Raw genomic sequence first — 15,616 nt, 5'->3', positions numbered from 1 at the left:
TCAGCCGTTTGAAGGGCAATTCGCCGATACGTTCCTGCAGCTCAAATGTTTGCCAAGTGCAGGCTTCTTCAGCGATGCTATCCACCTTTTCCACGCAGACCGGAGCCCCATCATGCTTTACCTGCTCAGCTATGAATTCGTCGGCGACTACCTGGAACGCCGCACCGCCCTGCGCCCCGCCCACCTGGACCTATGCCGGCAAGCGGTGGCCCGCGGCGAAATGCTGGCCGGCGGCGCTGTCGGCAATCCCCCGTCCAGCGGCCTGTTGCTGTTCCAGGGTGCGGCCGGACATGCCGAAAACTTTGCCGCCGCCGATCCCTATGTCACCCAGGGTCTGGTCACGCGCTGGCAAGTGCAACCGTGGACGGTGGTGGTCGGCATCCCAGAACTGGTGCCAGACCCGCTATAAGGCCCGGATTGAGCGATAAGGATCGCGAAACATCAACCCCGATAGACATTATGTTGTCGATCTGACGCAAACTTGTTACCATCGGCGTCAAGGAGATGGCATTCCTCCTCAAACCGCCACCAACATCATGTTGGGGCTGATGATGCCTACAGTGACCTGGCGACTCAGGGCTGTAGGCGCGCACCTTCATCTTTCATGCGCTTCCTGCGCTCCGTGTTTCCAGGCTGGTTCACTATAATCCTGGCAACATGAAACATTACAAATACCCCGAACAGCTCTATCTGCTGCCCTACATCGTCAAATGGTGCCTGATCGCCTGCCTGATCGCCGTACTGGCAGGCTCGGCCTCCGCCTTCTTCCTGTTCTCGCTGGAGTACGCCACGCAATGGCGCCAGGGTCATCCGTGGATCATCTGGCTGCTGCCCCTGGGTGGTTTTATCGTGGGCTGGCTCTATCTGCACACCGGCAAGCCGGTCGAAGCCGGCAACAACCTGCTCATCGATGAAATCCACGACCCCAAGAAGGTGATCCCCCTGCGCATGGCGCCACTGGTGCTGTTCGGCACCGTGATGTCGCACCTCTTCGGCGCCTCCGTCGGGCGCGAAGGAACCGCCGTGCAGATGGGTGGCGCGCTGGCCGACCAGCTCACCCACCTGCTGCGCCTGCGCACCGAAGATCGCCGTATCCTGCTCATGGCCGGCATCAGCGCCGGTTTTGCGTCCGTCTTCGGCACCCCGATGGCCGGCGCCCTCTTCGGGCTGGAAGTGCTGGCCATCGGCCGCATGCGTTATGACGCCATCCTGCCCTGCTTCATCGCCGCCATCGCCGCCGACCAGGTGGGCCTGGCCTGGGGCGTGCATCACACCCACTACCTCATGAGCGGCAGCGCCCCCGTCGCCTTATGGAGCGTGGCCGCCGTGATCGCTGCTGGCGTGGTGTTCGGCCTGATCGGTATGGTCTTTGCCAACAGCACGCATCGCCTGTCGGCCTTCATGAAAAGCCGTATCGCCTATGCGCCGCTGCGCCCCTTCGTCGGTGGGCTGGTCGTGGCGCTCGGGGTGTGGGCCATCGGCACCGATCGTTACATCGGCCTGGGCATTCCGGTGATCGTGGAAGCCTTCCAGCAGCCGCTGGCACCCTGGGATTTCCTGGGCAAGATGGTCTTCACCGTCACCTCGCTGGGCACCGGCTTCAAGGGCGGCGAAGTCACGCCCCTGTTCTACATCGGCGCCACCCTCGGCAATGCCCTGGCACCGTTGCTGCACCTGCCTTTCTCGATGCTGGCTGGTATCGGCTTTGTAGCCGTCTTCGCGGGTGCGGCCAATACGCCGATTGCCTCCACCATCATGGCCATCGAATTGTTCGGCCCGGAAATCGGCCCGTTTGCAGCGCTGGCCTGCGTGGTCGCTTACCTGTTTTCCGGCCATACCGGCATCTACCACGCGCAACGGGTGGGCTGGGCCAAGCATGGCCTGCTGCCCAGGGGATTGAAGATCGGGGAAGTCAGGGCCTACAAGGCGAAGAAATCGGCTGAGCCGGCCAACGAAGGCTGATCGGCGAGACTGCATTGCAAGTATTGGTGAGGGGGCAACGGAGTGCTGCCCCCTTGGATGCGGCGTTATTGCGCTTCTACGGCATTAGCGACGTCGATGTGGTCTTCGGCCACCTTGGCCAGCATCTTGCAGGCGGTGATCGTCAGACGCAGCAAGACTTCCCTGTCAACCACTGACAGCAAGGGCTTGCCATCGATAGCCTCCGCGTCGCTGAATGCGATCAAGGAAAGCAAGGTGGAGACGCCGCCACCTATATCCAGCGAATAGTCAGCCAGGGTTTTCTGATGCGACGGGGGCGTATCGGCGCGATGCCAGGAGAACGAACGAAAGATCGGGGACGAGTCAGGGACGTGCGAACACTTGTCGGACATGGTTTCTCCGGTAAGAAGGATTGTTGAATGTCGTGGGTGTGTTCGAGTCGCCAAACTCGATCCCATGTGCGATGGGATGGCGGAGACTAGCAAGCATGATGCGCTAGCGTCAAGGCAGGATCGCCAATTGCCTATCAGAAGTCCAATTGTTGCACTACTGAGCAATTGAACATCCCACCGGGTGAAACACCTTCCGGTTAAAAACATTCACCAGCAATCCCACGCAGAACGCAGGATAATTCACCACACCAGCCGCCTACGAACCGGCTATCCGACGGCCCACCAAAGCCGCACCCAGACACCTTAGCCAGGAGACCGCATGCCCACCCCGCAAGCCTTCGCCCGTACCGTCCGCCATCCCGGCCCGCCTGAACCCGAACGCATCGTCAGCCTGGAAGGCCAGGCCATGCAGCTTGATTTCACCCTGGAGGCGGGCCTGAGCCTGCGCGACGCGATCAGCATCCCGCTCTCACGCGCCGGGCTCGATGGCGGTACCGTGCGCTTTTCCAATCTGAAGATCGCCGCGCTGCACTTCCTCATGCCCGCGCTGGCGGTGGACGACCAGCATGCCGCCTTCTACAGCGCGCCGCATGCGATGGAAGAAGGCACCGTCATCGAATACGCCTGCGCCACCTATGGGCGCAAGGACGGCGAGCCCTTCGTGCATTGCCACGCCATCTGGCGTGGTCGCGACGGCCAGCGTCAGGGCGGCCACCTGATGATGGAAAAGACCATCGTCGGCCAAGCCTCACCGGCCCAGGCCTGGGGTTTGCACGACGCCACCATGGCCACGCGCTACGATCCGGAAACCAATTTCACTCTCTTCTACCCCACCCGCCTATCGGACCAGGCCGTCGTCGCCACCGGCAAGCGCGTGGTGCTAGCCCGCATCCGGCCCGACCAGGACCTGACCCTGGCCGTTGAGCAGGCCTGCGCCGCCCACGACATGCGCAACGCCATCGTGCGCGGTAGCGTGGGCAGCATCATCGGCGCCGAGTTCGAGGACGGCCGCGTACTGGATGACCGCGCCACGGAAATCCTGATCCGTGCCGGGGACGTGCGGGATGGCATTGGCCGCCTGGATATCGGCCTCGTCAATCCGCAAGGCCAGGTCTGTGAAGGGGTGCTGGCGCGGGGCTGCAATCCGGTGCTGATCTGCTTTGAGCTGGTGCTGGAAGAGCAGTGAAACTACGCGAGCAGTGAAGACAGACGCGGTCGCGCCATCAATCACCGTCCATGGTCATTGGTGTTGTGTCAGCCATTCGCGCAGGGCACCGTTCATGCGGCTTTGCCAACCATCGCCGCCGCGCTTGAAGGCTTCGACGATATCGACGTCGAAACGCATTGTGACCTGCACCTTGGAGCCGCTACCTGCGGGCCTGCCACGTCCCCGTGCAGGCCGCAACGCAGCCAGTTGGGCCGGACTCAACGGCTGTGCATCGGGATCGGACAGCGCCGCAGCGGTGATCTGCGCGTCTTCCGCGGGGGTGGGCAGGATGGTTCCCTGTTTAAGCTTCGGCATATCGATCAATCTCCCTTTTGTTCGCTTTGCGCAGACTGATGATCCTCCTGGCAAACGCGCGTTGCATATAGACCACCACATGAAGTCGCAGACCAATGTAGGCGATCGCGATTTCCCGCTGTTCGCCGTAGTCGATTCTGTCATCAAGCGTGATCAAGGCGCTCTCCCATTCGATAGCCGCGGCTTCTGCGAGCGAAACGCCATGTTTGTGTTTGTTGATGGCGTCTTTATGGGGATCGAACAGGATTTCCATTAATTATGGTAGTTACATTTAATCAGCTTTTACAAGGATTATTTGTAGCTATATTTAATCGGAACCGGGTCTGACAAAAACAATTCGGCCTGCATTGCAGGCCGAATTATCAGTGGCGACTCACAGGGGACTTCAGCGATGCAGGAACAAACTTATGCCCCCACCAGCTTCTTGAAAGTCGGCAGCACCGCCTCCCCCTTGAAGGGTTTGACGATCCAGCCCTTGATTCCGGCGGCCTTGCCGCGTTCCTTCATGATGGGCGAGTTCTCGGTGGTGAGCATGATGATGTTCACGCTGGCATTGCCCAGTTCGCTGCGGATCTTCTCGGCCATGGTCAGGCCGTCCATGTTGGGCATGTTCACGTCGGACACCACCAGCTTGATGGCCGGGTCGCCCTTGAGCTTGTTCAGGCCGTCGCGGCCGTCCACGGCCAGCGCCACGTCCAGGCCGTTCTTCTTGAGGAAGTCGCCGACTTCGGCGCGCACGGTGCTCGAATCGTCCACTACCAGGATTTGTGCCATGTTGAATTCTCTTTCACTAGGGTTGCGTCAATGAGGGGATGAGGGGCATGAGGGTCGCAATCTTCGCCGCGGGCAGCCAGGTCAGAACAGTTCCAGCTCGCCCGATTCGAACAGTTCCTCCACCGAGGTCTGGTTGTCGCGGAAATCCTCGGGCGACCAGGACAGGTTGAAGATGAAGCGCTGCAGCAGCACCAGCGGCACGCCGTCGTCCCGGCGCAGCACGTACTTGAAGCACAGCTGCGCATCGTCCGAGCCGAAGGAGATGTAGCGATGCTGGTGGTTGATGATGATGGGCACCTGGCTCAACTGCTGGATGGGCTGACTCTGGTTGATGAAGCGGTTCTTGAACCAGCCCCAGATCAGGTTGGTCAGTTCGCCCAGGGCATTGTTGAGATGACGAAAATCATCAGCCGCTTCCGGTGCCAGCGCCTGCAGGGTCTTCTGCTCGGCCTGCAGCATCATGTAGCCACGGCACCAGCTGCTCTCCAGCGGGATCAGGGTGAAGACTTCACCGAAGATGATGCGGTCACGCACCAGATAGGGCTGGTCGATCTCCACCTGCATGCCGGGGAACTGGCTCTCCAGCACCATGCGGCTGATTTCGGCGATACCCCGCACCAGGGCATTGGGGTAGCGCTGGCTGAAGATGGAGGCCGCCACGGCGGGGGCCAGGGCTTCGATGTCGTCGATGCGGTAGACGGCGCTGAAGAGTTCGCTGTCGCGCTCGCCCAGTGGCGTGTCGGCGCTTTCACGGCGGCGGCGCAGGAAGATCGGCAACTCCGGGCGCACCTCGCGGATGCGGCGGGCCAGGCCGCGCCCGCCCTCGCCCAGACCGGCCAGGCTCTCAGAGAGCATGATGCCGCCCAGGTCGACGTTGCTGCGCAAGACCGCCATGACGTGTTCTTCATGCGCCTTCAGGCCGACCAGCTGATGCCGTTCGCAAAAGGACTTGATGGTGTCGTAGCAGTCGGCGTCACGGTCCAGGACCAGGACCTTGCTGGTGATGGTGTTGTCGAGGCTGGCGCTGGCTTGCATGATGGTGTGGGTTCCCCGGATCGTTGATGGAGGTCTAGAACAGTTCGAGTTCGCCGGTGGTGTCTGCCTGCTCTTCGGCCGACACGGCAAAGTCCAGCCGGTCATAGGCCGATACGCAGAGCGAGACATGCAGCCGGGGCGACGGGTCGATGTCGATGGCAAAGTGGCGCACATGGGCGTGCCTGAGCTTGTGCAGGTAGAGCAGGCACTGGGTGTCGATGACATTGGGCGTGGACATGCCCAGGTGCGGGAAGAAGCGCCCCAGCTCGCGGTTGAAGATGCCGCAGCACAGGTTGCCGCACTCGGCCAGCGCGTCCATGAAGGCCTGCTCGCTCTCTGCAGCCGCTGCGCCACCTGCCCCCACCTCAGTTGCACCGTCACCCGCGAGCCGCGTAAAGTGGCCCTTGGTGGCGGCGTCCGGCGTGAAATGGAACATCACCATCAGGCGGAACAGGTAGGAGGAAATGGTGAGCACCACCATCTTCTTTTCCGCCAGATCGTCCACCTCGACGGCGGTGATCACCGCATCGGTGCCGGCGGGGACCAGGCTGCCGCGCAGGGCTTGCTGCAACAGGGTGTCGAAGCCGTCGCGGGCACTTGCGCTGATGCGCTCGTCAGCGATGCTCTGGGCCACGGCCTGCAGCTCGTCCATGTCGTTGGCGCTCATGCCGCCTCGGCCAGGGTTTCCCTGGTCTTCCTGTTGATCAGGTCCAGCCCGATGACGGCGCCCATGATCATCTTGCCGCCAGCCTGCAGGTCCTGGAAGGTGGTGGTGGTGATCAGGTCGTTCTGATACAGGTTGGCGCGGTAGCTCTTGGAGAGTTTCTCGGCCCGCTGCGCCAGGTCGCGCACCTCCTGCGCCACCACGGCGAAGCCGCGTCCGTGCACGCCGGCACGAGCGGCCTCGATGGAAGCATTCAGGGCCACGATGATGACCTGGTTCACGATCAGGGCGAACTCGTCGTTCATGCGGTGCATGTCGCGATTGTGGGTGATGAGTTCGTTCATGTCGTCGTGCCAGCGCTCGAAGGTCCGCACCAGGCCTAGCAGCTTGCCGATGGTGTCCTGGGAGGCGTCGCAGTTCTGCATCACGCGCGAGAGGCTGTCGGTTTGCTGCTGGTTGAGGCGGGCCAGCATGGCCTCGCTCTCGTGACGCATCTCGGCCATGTGGCGCTCGGCGGCCAGTTGCTGCTGTTCCAGTTGCTGCTGATGGGCGGCCCACTGCTCTTGCTGCTGCGCTAGCGTCGCCAATGCCTGGTCGCGGGCCTGCTCCAGCTGGCCGGCATCGAACAGTTGCCCGACGCGACGCTTCTGCCGTAGCCACAACCAGGTCATCGGCAGGCCGGCCAGGGCGGCGCCCAGCGCCACCAGGAGGATCGAATTGAACATGCTCATCCGTTTTTTTGCTTCCGCGTTTGCTTCTCGTGCTTGGGTGCCCGATGCCGGTCGGCCCTCAGGCCACCTGGGGATTGCCGTCCTGCGGCGGCAGCGCGACCGGCACCGTCGCCTCCTGGCCGGCCACCGGGTAAGGCACGTCGACGCCATCCACTTCCACCGCCACGCTCTCGGGCAGCATCACGATGATCTGGAAGGGGCGGAAGGCGGCGCCTTCATTGGTATCGGCAAAGCGGATCTCGATCTTCCCATGTTCGCGGGTGACAAAGTCCAGCACCGCGTCCATGCCCACGCCACGACCTGAAACGTCGGTCACTTCGCTGCGGGTGGAGAAGCCCGGTTGCAGGATCAGGCGGGCGATCTCGGCGTCCGACATGGCCTGATCCACGGTGATGAGCTGCTTTTCGATGCCGATCTGGCGCACCTTTTCCAGCGCCAGACCACGGCCGTCGTCGGATAGCGCCAGCTGGAACATGTCGTCCATCACACCCGTCTCCAGCTTGATGGTGCCGGTCTCGGGCTTGCCCTTGGCGGCCCGCTCCTGGCGCCCTTCCAGGCCGTGATCCATGGCATTGCGGATCAGGTGCATGAACACGTTCTGCAGCAGCGGTGCGGCAAAACTATGGACCACGTAACCGTTGTCCTCGATGTCCACGACCGGTGCCGCCTTGTCCAGGTCGGCCGCCAGCGCGGGCAGCGAATCGATGATCGGGGCCAGCACGTCGGCGATGGTCTCGGTACCCAGCAGGCGCAGGGTACGGCGCACGTCGTTACGCACGGCCACCAGTTCGTGCAGGTTGGCGGTGTTGACGTTTTCCAGGCGCTGCAGGCTTTCCTGGATGTGCTTGCGGTCGATGGTCAGGACCTGGCGCTCGTAACCCGGCAGGACCGGCTCGCCAGCGCTGGCGGTGCTGCTGCCACGACCCAGGGTCACCTCATTGATGCGGGCGTAGCGGTCGATGAACTCGCGCACGTGGGCCAGTTGCTGCAGCAGTTCCTGCTGGTTCCACACGGCGCCGCTGGCCGGGTGGCGCAGGTCGTCGTAGTGCTGTTCGGCGTGATGCACCACGTTGGCCAGGTGCAGCAGGCCATAGGTGCGGCCATTGCCCTTGATGGTGTGCATGTTGCGGAACAGCTTGGCGATGGCGAAGGCGGTCGCTTCCGGGTTCTGGTGCACGATCTGCTCGTTCTCGTCCAGGAAGCGGCGCGCGCTGCCGATGAACTCGGCGAACTTGGGCGCGGCCACGGCCAGGATTTCACCGATCATTTCCAGTTCGCGCTTCTGCTCGTTGGCTTCCGCCGCCAGCTGGCGCAGCTCGGTCACGTCACGCACGCACAGCATCAGGCGGATCACCGTATCGCTCTCGTCGGTGATGGGCGACCAGGACAGGTCCAGGATCTTCTTGCTGCCGTCGGCCATGGTCTTTTCGATCTCGCCCACCATCAGGTGTTCGTTGAACTCGAAGTTCATGACGTCTTCGCCGATGCAGGCGCCGCCGATGGCTTCGATCTGCGACAGCGTATCGGCGCCCAGGTTGGTATTGGCAAAGACCAGTTCCATCACGTCGCGGCCGGCGATGTCGGTGGTCTCGAAGACGGTTTCGAGGAAGGCCGAGTACTCCGGGTGGATGCGGTTGCCGTCGACGATGGTGAGAATGCCCTGCGGGATGTTCTGCAGCATGGCCTGCATGTCGGCGGTCTTCTGGCGCACCTGGGCCGAGGCTTCTTCGATCTTCTCGACCATGCCGTTGAAGGCGACGATGGAATGACCCACCTCATCCATGCGCTGCACCGGCAGACGGCGGGTGAAATCCTGGCTGGTGGCGATCTCGCCCATCATCGCCGCCATGCGGCTGATGGGGCCGGTGATCTGGCGATACAGCAGGAAGCCGATGCCCCCCAGCAGCAGCACGGCCATCACCGTGACCACGCTGATGGTGGTGGTGGTCTGGGCCAGTTTGCCGTTGAGCGAGGCGATGGCATTGTCCTTGAAGCGGTTCTTTTCGATGCGCAGGGTGTTGACGATGCCTTCCAGTTCGCTCTGGTACTGCATCACGCCGCCGAAGAACTGCGCCTGGGCGATCTCGTTCTTGCCGGCCAGCTTGAACTTGGCGGTGGTGTCGATGGCGCCGAAGTAGTTGTCCAGGCTTTCCCTGGCCTGCTCGATCAGGCCACGCTGGGCCACGCCTTCAGCCTGCTTGGCCTGGGCCGCCAGGGCCTGTTCCAGCACGGCCTTCTTTTCGGCCAGCTTGTCGTTTTCCTGCGCGACCAATTGGGTATCGCTCTCGGTGACCATCACCATGGCCGCCAACTGTACGTCCTTCAACTGCCCCATCAGGTCGGACGAGGCCAGCACGCTGGGCATCACGCCTTCGGTGACGGAACGGACCTCGACGGCGCTGCTGCGCGACTGGTACATCGCGTAGCCACCAATGCCGGCAATGGCGACGAAGGTAAGTATCACCAGGAGCGTGATACGCATACGGATGGTCATGGAATTCCCCTTGAGATGGCGGTGAACCGGTGTTGTCATTTGCTTCACATTCGTCCCTGGAACATGAACAAATGAGCGACCGGTCTGGATGCGGGGCGCATTGTTGCATTGAAGTATTACTGCTACGTGACAATCCATTTGTGACAAGCGGCGCAGGAAATAGCTCGCATTCAGGCCGCGCTGCCAGTGAGAAGGCCGGTCTCAAGCGGCAGGACATACCTCCCACCCGCGACACGGACCGAGACAGCGTCTTCCTACAGCAGCTTGGGGAGCTGTCCGATGTCCCGATGGCGGGCCATGGCCTATCGTTGGCTATCGTCAGGCACTGGCATCCTGGTTCTACCCTGGTCTTCCTGGTGTTCAGGCTGCCTGCCATCCACCATTTCTATTTCCTCCGATTTGCAAAGGAGTCCGCATGCATCCACTGAACCCTTCCCATCTGCAGCGTTTCAAGGACAAGGTCGTCATCGTCACCGGCGCGGCTTCCGGTATCGGTGAGGCCACTGCGCGGCGGTTTTCCGATGAAGGTGCCCAGGTCTTGCTGGCCGACCGCAATGCCGCGGCGCTGACCAAGGTCTTCGATTCGCTGCCGTCGGAGCGCACGGCGGCCCGCGAGACCGACGTTTCCCGCCACGAAGACGTGCGCGAGATGGTGGCCTTCGCCATCGAGCGCTTCGGTCGTCTGGATGTGCTGGTCAGCGATGCCGGCATCTTTGCCGAAGGCAACGTCACCGAAGTCAGCCCTGAAGACTGGCACCGCGTCCAGGCCACCAATGTGAACGGCGTCTTCTACGGCGCGCGTGAAGCCATGCCGCACCTGCAGAAGACGCGCGGCTGCATCGTCAACGTGGCCTCGGTTTCGGGCCTGGGGGCGGACTGGAATCTGTCGGCCTACAACACCTCCAAGGGCGCCGTGGTGAACCTGACCCGCGCCATGGCCATGGACTTCGGCCGCAAGGGCGTGCGCGTCAATTCGGTCTGTCCCAGTTTCACGCACACCGGGATGACGGCCGATATGGAAGACGACCCGGTCCTGCAGGACAAGTTTGCCGAGCGCATTCCCCTGGGCCGTGGCGCCGAGGCGCAGGAAATCGCCGCCGTGATCACCTTCCTGGCCAGTCCCGATGCGGCCTTCGTGACCGGCGTGAACATGCCCGTGGATGGCGGGCTGACCGCCTCCAACGGCCAGCCACCACAGTGAAATGAACAATCGCATCCGATGATGAGGAGACTCCCATGAGCCAAGCCATTCCCCTGCCCGAAGACACCACCCGCGCCAGCGAAGGCGCCATGGACAAGAGCAAGCCACACGCCCTGCCCCAGCAGCCGCAACCTGCGCATCGGCAGGTGGGCCAGGCCCAAGACCAGAATGAGGCGGCTGCCGGCAAGCGGCCAGCCTCGACCGATGGCGAAGAGCATCCGCTCTCGGTCGGCCAGCCCTGAGCGGCGAGCCAGACCCACACCCATCACAAGAACAAGACCGCGCACCCGGAGGCCCCCATGTCGTCGCCCACCCTGCAGGACAATCCCACTCCCGGCCTGTTGCAGCCTGGCCGCAATTGCTGGCGGCTGGAGCACGCCGACCGCTTCAAGCTGCTGATCGACGCGGCCGACTATTTCAGCGCCTTGCGGCGTGCGCTGGTCCAGGCGCGCCACAGCGTCTACATCCTGGGTTGGGATCTGGACAGCCGCACTGTGCTCGTTCCGCAGGGCAGTGACGACGGTTTGCCGGAGCAGCTGGGTGACCTGCTGCATGCGCTGGTGGAGCGGCAGCCCGCGCTGCACATCCGTGTGCTCAACTGGGACTACGCCATGCTCTATGCGCTGGAGCGCGAATGGATGATGGCGAGGAAGCCCGGTCGCCCCCGCAACAAGCGCCTGCACTTCCGCACCGACGCGCGCCACCCGGTGGGCGCCTCGCATCACCAGAAGATCGTGGTCATCGATGATCAGCTGGCCTTCGTCGGCGGTCTGGACCTGACGCGCTGCCGCTGGGATACGCCCGAGCATGCGCCCGACAACCCGCTGCGGCGCGATCCGGATGACAAGCCCTACGCCCCCTTCCACGATGTCCAGGCCATGGTCGATGGCGATGTGGCGCTTGCTCTGGGCGACCTGGCGCGTCGCCGCTGGACGCTGGCGGGCTATGCCGAACGCACTGAAGATCGCTCGCCCCGGCTGGCGCCATCGCAGGCGTCTGCCGACGAGCTCTGGCCCGATGGCTTCGAACCGGATCTGCGCGACCTGCGCATCGGCATCTCCCGTACCGAACCGGCCTATGAAGACCGGCCGGGCGTGTTCGAGGTGCGGGAGCTCTATCTGGATGCGATTGCTGCCGCCCGCCAGCATCTGTTCTTCGAAAACCAGTATTTCACTTCCAACGTGCTGGCCGAGGCCATCGGCGCCCGCCTGCGCGAAACGGATGGCCCGGAAGTGGCCGTCATTTCCCCGCAGACCCAGAGCGGCTGGCTGGAACAGGCCACCATGGGCGCCCTGCGCGCGCGCATCCACCATCGCCTCAAGAATGCGCTGGAAGGCCAGCAGCCGTCGGCCGAAGCGCGCTACCAGATGTATTGCCCGCACTTGCCGGGGCTGGAAGAAAGCTGCTGCCTGAACGTACACAGCAAGGTCTTCGCCATGGACGACCGCCTGTTCTCGGTCGGCTCGGCCAACATGAGCAATCGTTCCATGGGCTTCGATACCGAATGCAATCTCACGATCGAAGTCCAGGGCGATGCGCAGCGCCAGCGCGAGATCGCCGAGGCCATCGGGCTCATGCGCAATCGTCTGTTGGCCGAGCACCTGGGCGTGACCCCGGCCGCCGTGCAACAAGCCATGGACCAGCAGGCCGGCCTGCATGCGGCCATCGAACAATTGCGCCAACCAGAGCAGCGCGAACTGCGACCGATGGACCCGCGCCTGATTCCCGAACTGGACGCCCTGACCCAGGACAACGCTGTCTTCGATCCAGAGCGCCCGGTCAGCCCCGACGAGATCGTCGACGCCTATGTGCCGCGCAGCGCCCGCAAGCCGGTGCCGCGCCGCATGATCGGGCTGGGCATGTTGGCCGTGGCACTGGTGGTATTCGCACTGGCCTGGCGCTTCACGCCGCTGCGCGACTGGATCAATCTGAGTTCGCTCATCGCCCTGGCGCGCAGCGTGGACAAGATGCCCTTCACACCCGCCATCGTCATTGCTGCCTTCGTGGTCGCAGGGATGCTGATGGTGCCGATCACGGTGCTGATCGCAGTGGCGGGGGTGGTCTTCGGGCCGGTCAATGGTGGCCTGTACGCCACGGCCGGGGTGGGTCTGAGCGCCCTGCTCGGCTTCGGCCTGGGTCACTGGCTGGGCCATGACGCGCTGCGCGACATGCTGGGCCCGCGCATCAACAATCTGAGCCGCCGTTTTGCGCAGCGCGGCATCGCCGCCATGGCCGTGGTGCGGCTGCTGCCGATCGCGCCCTTCACGGTGGTCAATGTGGTGGCAGGTGCTTCCCATCTGGGCTTGCGCGATTACCTGCTCGGCACCCTGATCGGCATGGTGCCGGGCATCGTGTTGACGGTGGTGTTCTCCCACAACCTGGCCGAGGCGATCCGTCATCCCAGCCTGCAGACAGTATTGGTGCTGGCGGGCGTGACGGCTGCCCTGATGCTGACCGCCTTCGGCCTGCAGAAGCTGCTCAAGCCACGCGACAAGAAGACGAAGCCGGGCAAGCCGTCACGCAATGCAATGGGCAAGACCACCGGTGCGATGACCACGACCGACCAGCCCGTGCGACGCGAAGACCCGCTGCCACGCGTCCAGGCCGATCATCCGATCGAGGCGCGCCAGGCTTGATGAGGATCGACACCTTGGGGACCTCGGACTCCGTGCATCCCCGCCAGGGACAGCACGAAGCGACGCGGCAAGCGGACGCCGAACTGGTGCGCACGGCCGACGTGCCGCTGCGCGATCTCAACCCCTGGCCCCTGACAGTGGCCACCTACAACATCCATGGTGCGGTCGGCATGGATGGCCTATTTTCGCCGCAGCGCATCGCCCAGGTCCTGCGCGAAATCGATGCCGATGTGCTGGCCCTGCAGGAAGTGCCGCTGGGCGGCACGGAGCAGGTGGATGTGCTGGCGCTGCTGCGCGAGGAAACCGGTTTCTTCGCCGTCGAAGGAGCGACCATCGATACCCCGCAACGACGCTATGGCAATGCGGTGCTGAGCCGCTATCCCATCCTGGCCAAGCAGAGCCTGGACCTCTCCTTCGGCCGCCGGGAACCGCGCGGCGCGCTGGATGCCGATATCGATTGCCACGGCCACATGCTGCGGGTGGTCGCCACCCATCTGGGCTTGAAGCCGGCTGAACGGCGTGACCAGATCAAGCGCCTGCTCCAGGCTTTCGATACCGATCAGGCGCCGGTGATCCTGATGGGCGATGTGAACGAATGGTTCATGTGGGGACGCACGCTGCGCTGGCTGGTGTCGCATTTCGAGGCGGCACCGGCGCCACGGACCTTTCCCTCACGCTGGCCGCTGTTCGCGCTGGATCGTATCTGGATCAGCCCGCGCCAGCGCCTGCTGCAGGTGAACGTACATCGCACGCCGCTGGCACGGGTGGCCTCGGACCACCTGCCGCTGGTAGCGCATATCGATGGTTGAGAAGAGTGACCAGGGTGAAAAAGGTGAAAAGGGTGAGAAAGGTGAACAGGTAGCCAGAAGGGCTGCCTTCAGCACATGCGCCGCTTGCCGCTCCACAGCTTGACCGCCAGCGCGATCCAGATCAGCAGGAACAGCATGTTGCCCGGCAACCAGATCATCTGCGTCCACACGTAGTCGCTCACCCACAGCGCCAGCACGTCACGGCAACCGCACACCTGATCGGCGTAGAACAGTTCACCGCCACTGCGCGCTGCGGCGAACTGCAGCCAGAGAAAACCCAATAACACCGGAATGGCTACCACGCCTGCCAGGCAACAGCGCCGCAGCTGGCGTTGTCGTCGGCAGTGTCCCTCGCGCTGCCAGGCCCCGCCTGCGCCCGCGCATTGCTGCATCGACTCGCCGTGCATATTTCCCCCTTGCACTTGCATGTATTATCTGCCCCTGGGTCGCCGCACCGCCGCCCGAAGGCGCCCAAATGCGGAACGGCAACCGTTATCCGGCAGCCCGCAGGGAGCGCCGGTGATATAAGTCCGGATCAACGTAAAGGTCAGGGAAGCGCCTGCCAAGGCAGGCACGGGGGAAGCAGCGAGCCACCGGAAAGGATGGCGGCTCGCATTTTCCGTGAGAATTCCCCTTGCGCACGGCGGCGGAGAGGAAGGAGGCTGGAGCCGTTTTCTTTACAAAAAAACGCCCCTTAAAACAGCCAGCACTCCTGTTTCAAAAGACAAAAAGTCAGTTTCCCAGAACCAATACGATACGTTTCGTCTCGGATTCTAGGTGCAAATTATCTACTGCTCAACAAAATTTACGCTTGTTGGCTCGAAATTTTACTGGTCGCTAAAAAGGGTTGGGACAGCGCGATGCTGCCCAGGACCAGCTTCAGTTGGGACTGGATCTGGCGTTCATCGATGTCGGCACTGCCGGTCAGGAGGCGCTGAAGCAAGGGGGCATACAGCAGATCGAAGACCAGGTTCAGGTCGGCATCATCCCTGAACTCACCGCGTTGGGCGCCGCGGCGCAGGACATTGACCAGCGCCAGGCGGCGCGGCTCAAGATAGTTGTCATTGAAGATGCGCTTGCTCTCTTCATCGAACTGGGCCAGCGCAATCATCTCGCGCACCACACGACCGGACTTGCCACGCAACAGTTGGGACAGTTGCAACATATGCAAGCCGATATCTTCCCGCGCCGAACCGGTGTCGCCGATGGCCGGCATCGGTTCCACCGCGCGCAGCAGCGCTTCCATGGCCAGGGCGCTCTTGTTGGGCCACCAGCGATAGATGGTGGCCTTGCCCACGCCAGCGCGTGCCGCCACGCCCTCCAGGGAGAGCTTGTCGAAGCCGATCTCCTCGAGCATCACATACGTGGCATCGAGGATGGCGTCATGACTGACGGCATTCCTGCGGCGACCGGTGGC

The 15,616-nt window shown here is 63.1% G+C and carries 17 protein-coding genes and 1 riboswitch; of the genes, 7 read left to right on the top strand and 10 right to left on the bottom strand.

Annotation, left to right across the window (positions count from 1 at the left end):
• The first annotated feature begins 112 nt into the window (after nucleotides 1-112).
• Nucleotides 113-409, top strand: a complete 297-nt coding sequence (locus tag ACEOAC_RS13105; protein WP_241812369.1) for a YciI-like protein — start codon at nucleotides 113-115, stop codon at nucleotides 407-409.
• Between the two features lie 82 nt (nucleotides 410-491).
• Nucleotides 492-565: riboswitch (Fluoride riboswitch) on the top strand.
• A gap of 92 nt (nucleotides 566-657) precedes the next feature.
• Nucleotides 658-1,962 (top strand): voltage-gated chloride channel family protein, encoded by a 1,305-nt coding sequence (locus tag ACEOAC_RS13100; RefSeq protein ID WP_413443733.1) that lies wholly within the window; start codon nucleotides 658-660, stop codon nucleotides 1,960-1,962.
• Between the two features lie 65 nt (nucleotides 1,963-2,027).
• Here ACEOAC_RS13100 and ACEOAC_RS13095 read toward each other — a convergent pair whose 3' ends face one another.
• Nucleotides 2,028-2,333 (bottom strand): hypothetical protein, encoded by a 306-nt coding sequence (locus ACEOAC_RS13095; RefSeq protein ID WP_241812371.1) that lies wholly within the window; start codon nucleotides 2,331-2,333, stop codon nucleotides 2,028-2,030.
• Between the two features lie 319 nt (nucleotides 2,334-2,652).
• Here ACEOAC_RS13095 and ACEOAC_RS13090 point away from each other — a divergent pair, with 319 nt between their 5' ends.
• Nucleotides 2,653-3,519, top strand: coding sequence for a PCC domain-containing protein (locus tag ACEOAC_RS13090; RefSeq protein WP_413443734.1), 867 nt, complete (start codon nucleotides 2,653-2,655; stop codon nucleotides 3,517-3,519).
• A gap of 54 nt (nucleotides 3,520-3,573) precedes the next feature.
• On the opposite strand, the gene ACEOAC_RS13085 is transcribed toward ACEOAC_RS13090, so the two are convergent.
• From ACEOAC_RS13085 to ACEOAC_RS13055, 7 genes are all read right to left on the bottom strand, one after another.
• Nucleotides 3,574-3,855 (bottom strand): BrnA antitoxin family protein, encoded by a 282-nt coding sequence (locus ACEOAC_RS13085; RefSeq protein WP_006462275.1) that lies wholly within the window; start codon nucleotides 3,853-3,855, stop codon nucleotides 3,574-3,576.
• The gene (locus ACEOAC_RS13080; protein ID WP_413443735.1) at nucleotides 3,842-4,108 is read right to left on the bottom strand and encodes a BrnT family toxin; all 267 of its coding nucleotides are present in this window, start codon (nucleotides 4,106-4,108) and stop codon (nucleotides 3,842-3,844) included. The genes ACEOAC_RS13085 and ACEOAC_RS13080 overlap by 14 nt, the downstream gene beginning before the upstream one ends.
• A 152-nt stretch (nucleotides 4,109-4,260) precedes the next feature.
• Nucleotides 4,261-4,629 carry a response regulator gene (locus ACEOAC_RS13075; RefSeq protein WP_006462277.1) on the bottom strand — a complete coding sequence of 123 codons (369 nt, stop codon included), beginning with the start codon at nucleotides 4,627-4,629 and terminating at the stop codon, nucleotides 4,261-4,263.
• A gap of 81 nt (nucleotides 4,630-4,710) precedes the next feature.
• Nucleotides 4,711-5,664, bottom strand: a complete 954-nt coding sequence (locus ACEOAC_RS13070) for a chemotaxis protein CheX (protein WP_413443736.1) — start codon at nucleotides 5,662-5,664, stop codon at nucleotides 4,711-4,713.
• A 34-nt stretch (nucleotides 5,665-5,698) separates the two neighbouring features.
• Complete coding sequence (locus tag ACEOAC_RS13065; RefSeq protein ID WP_413443737.1) at nucleotides 5,699-6,331, bottom strand: hypothetical protein; 633 nt, start codon at nucleotides 6,329-6,331, stop codon at nucleotides 5,699-5,701.
• A complete protein-coding gene (locus ACEOAC_RS13060) occupies nucleotides 6,328-7,053 on the bottom strand; it encodes a methyl-accepting chemotaxis protein (RefSeq protein ID WP_413443743.1) in 726 nt (241 codons plus the stop codon). The genes ACEOAC_RS13065 and ACEOAC_RS13060 overlap by 4 nt, the downstream gene beginning before the upstream one ends.
• A gap of 64 nt (nucleotides 7,054-7,117) precedes the next feature.
• On the bottom strand, nucleotides 7,118-9,553 hold the full coding sequence (locus ACEOAC_RS13055; RefSeq protein WP_413443738.1) for an ATP-binding protein: 2,436 nt from the start codon (nucleotides 9,551-9,553) through the stop codon (nucleotides 7,118-7,120).
• A 415-nt stretch (nucleotides 9,554-9,968) separates the two neighbouring features.
• Here ACEOAC_RS13055 and ACEOAC_RS13050 point away from each other — a divergent pair, with 415 nt between their 5' ends.
• Genes ACEOAC_RS13050 through ACEOAC_RS13035 form a run of 4 tightly spaced genes read left to right on the top strand, consistent with a single transcriptional unit; the run spans nucleotide 9,969 to nucleotide 14,199 of the window.
• A complete protein-coding gene (locus tag ACEOAC_RS13050; protein WP_413443739.1) occupies nucleotides 9,969-10,754 on the top strand; it encodes an SDR family NAD(P)-dependent oxidoreductase in 786 nt (261 codons plus the stop codon).
• Between the two features lie 35 nt (nucleotides 10,755-10,789).
• Nucleotides 10,790-10,996: a hypothetical protein gene (locus ACEOAC_RS13045; protein WP_241812377.1), complete on the top strand. Its 207-nt coding sequence runs from the start codon at nucleotides 10,790-10,792 to the stop codon at nucleotides 10,994-10,996.
• A gap of 57 nt (nucleotides 10,997-11,053) precedes the next feature.
• Complete coding sequence (locus ACEOAC_RS13040; RefSeq protein ID WP_413443740.1) at nucleotides 11,054-13,390, top strand: VTT domain-containing protein; 2,337 nt, start codon at nucleotides 11,054-11,056, stop codon at nucleotides 13,388-13,390.
• Nucleotides 13,390-14,199, top strand: a complete 810-nt coding sequence (locus ACEOAC_RS13035; RefSeq protein WP_413443741.1) for an endonuclease/exonuclease/phosphatase family protein — start codon at nucleotides 13,390-13,392, stop codon at nucleotides 14,197-14,199. The genes ACEOAC_RS13040 and ACEOAC_RS13035 overlap by 1 nt, the downstream gene beginning before the upstream one ends.
• 68 nt (nucleotides 14,200-14,267) lie before the next feature.
• On the opposite strand, the gene ACEOAC_RS13030 is transcribed toward ACEOAC_RS13035, so the two are convergent.
• Together ACEOAC_RS13030 and ACEOAC_RS13025 are read right to left on the bottom strand one after the other, a co-directional pair.
• A complete protein-coding gene (locus ACEOAC_RS13030) occupies nucleotides 14,268-14,606 on the bottom strand; it encodes a hypothetical protein (protein ID WP_241812380.1) in 339 nt (112 codons plus the stop codon).
• Between the two features lie 398 nt (nucleotides 14,607-15,004).
• Nucleotides 15,005-15,577, bottom strand: coding sequence for a TetR/AcrR family transcriptional regulator (locus ACEOAC_RS13025; protein WP_413628912.1), 573 nt, complete (start codon nucleotides 15,575-15,577; stop codon nucleotides 15,005-15,007).
• Between the last annotated feature and the right edge of the window lie 39 nt (nucleotides 15,578-15,616).

The organism is Herbaspirillum frisingense, assembly GCF_047325095.1.
GTDB lineage: Bacteria > Pseudomonadota > Gammaproteobacteria > Burkholderiales > Burkholderiaceae_D > Herbaspirillum > Herbaspirillum frisingense.
This window is presented reverse-complemented; position numbering and strand designations above follow the sequence as displayed.

What these genes read in the sequence shown, in the direction of transcription:
- ACEOAC_RS13105 (WP_241812369.1), top strand. Translation starts at nt 113, where the DNA reads ATGCTTTACCTGCTCAGCTATGAATTCGTCGGCGACTACCTGGAACGC.
- ACEOAC_RS13100 (WP_413443733.1), top strand. Translation starts at nt 658, where the DNA reads ATGAAACATTACAAATACCCCGAACAGCTCTATCTGCTGCCCTACATC.
- ACEOAC_RS13095 (WP_241812371.1), bottom strand. Translation starts at nt 2,333, where the DNA reads ATGTCCGACAAGTGTTCGCACGTCCCTGACTCGTCCCCGATCTTTCGT.
- ACEOAC_RS13090 (WP_413443734.1), top strand. Translation starts at nt 2,653, where the DNA reads ATGCCCACCCCGCAAGCCTTCGCCCGTACCGTCCGCCATCCCGGCCCG.
- ACEOAC_RS13085 (WP_006462275.1), bottom strand. Translation starts at nt 3,855, where the DNA reads ATGCCGAAGCTTAAACAGGGAACCATCCTGCCCACCCCCGCGGAAGAC.
- ACEOAC_RS13080 (WP_413443735.1), bottom strand. Translation starts at nt 4,108, where the DNA reads ATGGAAATCCTGTTCGATCCCCATAAAGACGCCATCAACAAACACAAA.
- ACEOAC_RS13075 (WP_006462277.1), bottom strand. Translation starts at nt 4,629, where the DNA reads ATGGCACAAATCCTGGTAGTGGACGATTCGAGCACCGTGCGCGCCGAA.
- ACEOAC_RS13070 (WP_413443736.1), bottom strand. Translation starts at nt 5,664, where the DNA reads ATGCAAGCCAGCGCCAGCCTCGACAACACCATCACCAGCAAGGTCCTG.
- ACEOAC_RS13065 (WP_413443737.1), bottom strand. Translation starts at nt 6,331, where the DNA reads ATGAGCGCCAACGACATGGACGAGCTGCAGGCCGTGGCCCAGAGCATC.
- ACEOAC_RS13060 (WP_413443743.1), bottom strand. Translation starts at nt 7,053, where the DNA reads ATGTTCAATTCGATCCTCCTGGTGGCGCTGGGCGCCGCCCTGGCCGGC.
- ACEOAC_RS13055 (WP_413443738.1), bottom strand. Translation starts at nt 9,553, where the DNA reads ATGACCATCCGTATGCGTATCACGCTCCTGGTGATACTTACCTTCGTC.
- ACEOAC_RS13050 (WP_413443739.1), top strand. Translation starts at nt 9,969, where the DNA reads ATGCATCCACTGAACCCTTCCCATCTGCAGCGTTTCAAGGACAAGGTC.
- ACEOAC_RS13045 (WP_241812377.1), top strand. Translation starts at nt 10,790, where the DNA reads ATGAGCCAAGCCATTCCCCTGCCCGAAGACACCACCCGCGCCAGCGAA.
- ACEOAC_RS13040 (WP_413443740.1), top strand. Translation starts at nt 11,054, where the DNA reads ATGTCGTCGCCCACCCTGCAGGACAATCCCACTCCCGGCCTGTTGCAG.
- ACEOAC_RS13035 (WP_413443741.1), top strand. Translation starts at nt 13,390, where the DNA reads ATGAGGATCGACACCTTGGGGACCTCGGACTCCGTGCATCCCCGCCAG.
- ACEOAC_RS13030 (WP_241812380.1), bottom strand. Translation starts at nt 14,606, where the DNA reads ATGCACGGCGAGTCGATGCAGCAATGCGCGGGCGCAGGCGGGGCCTGG.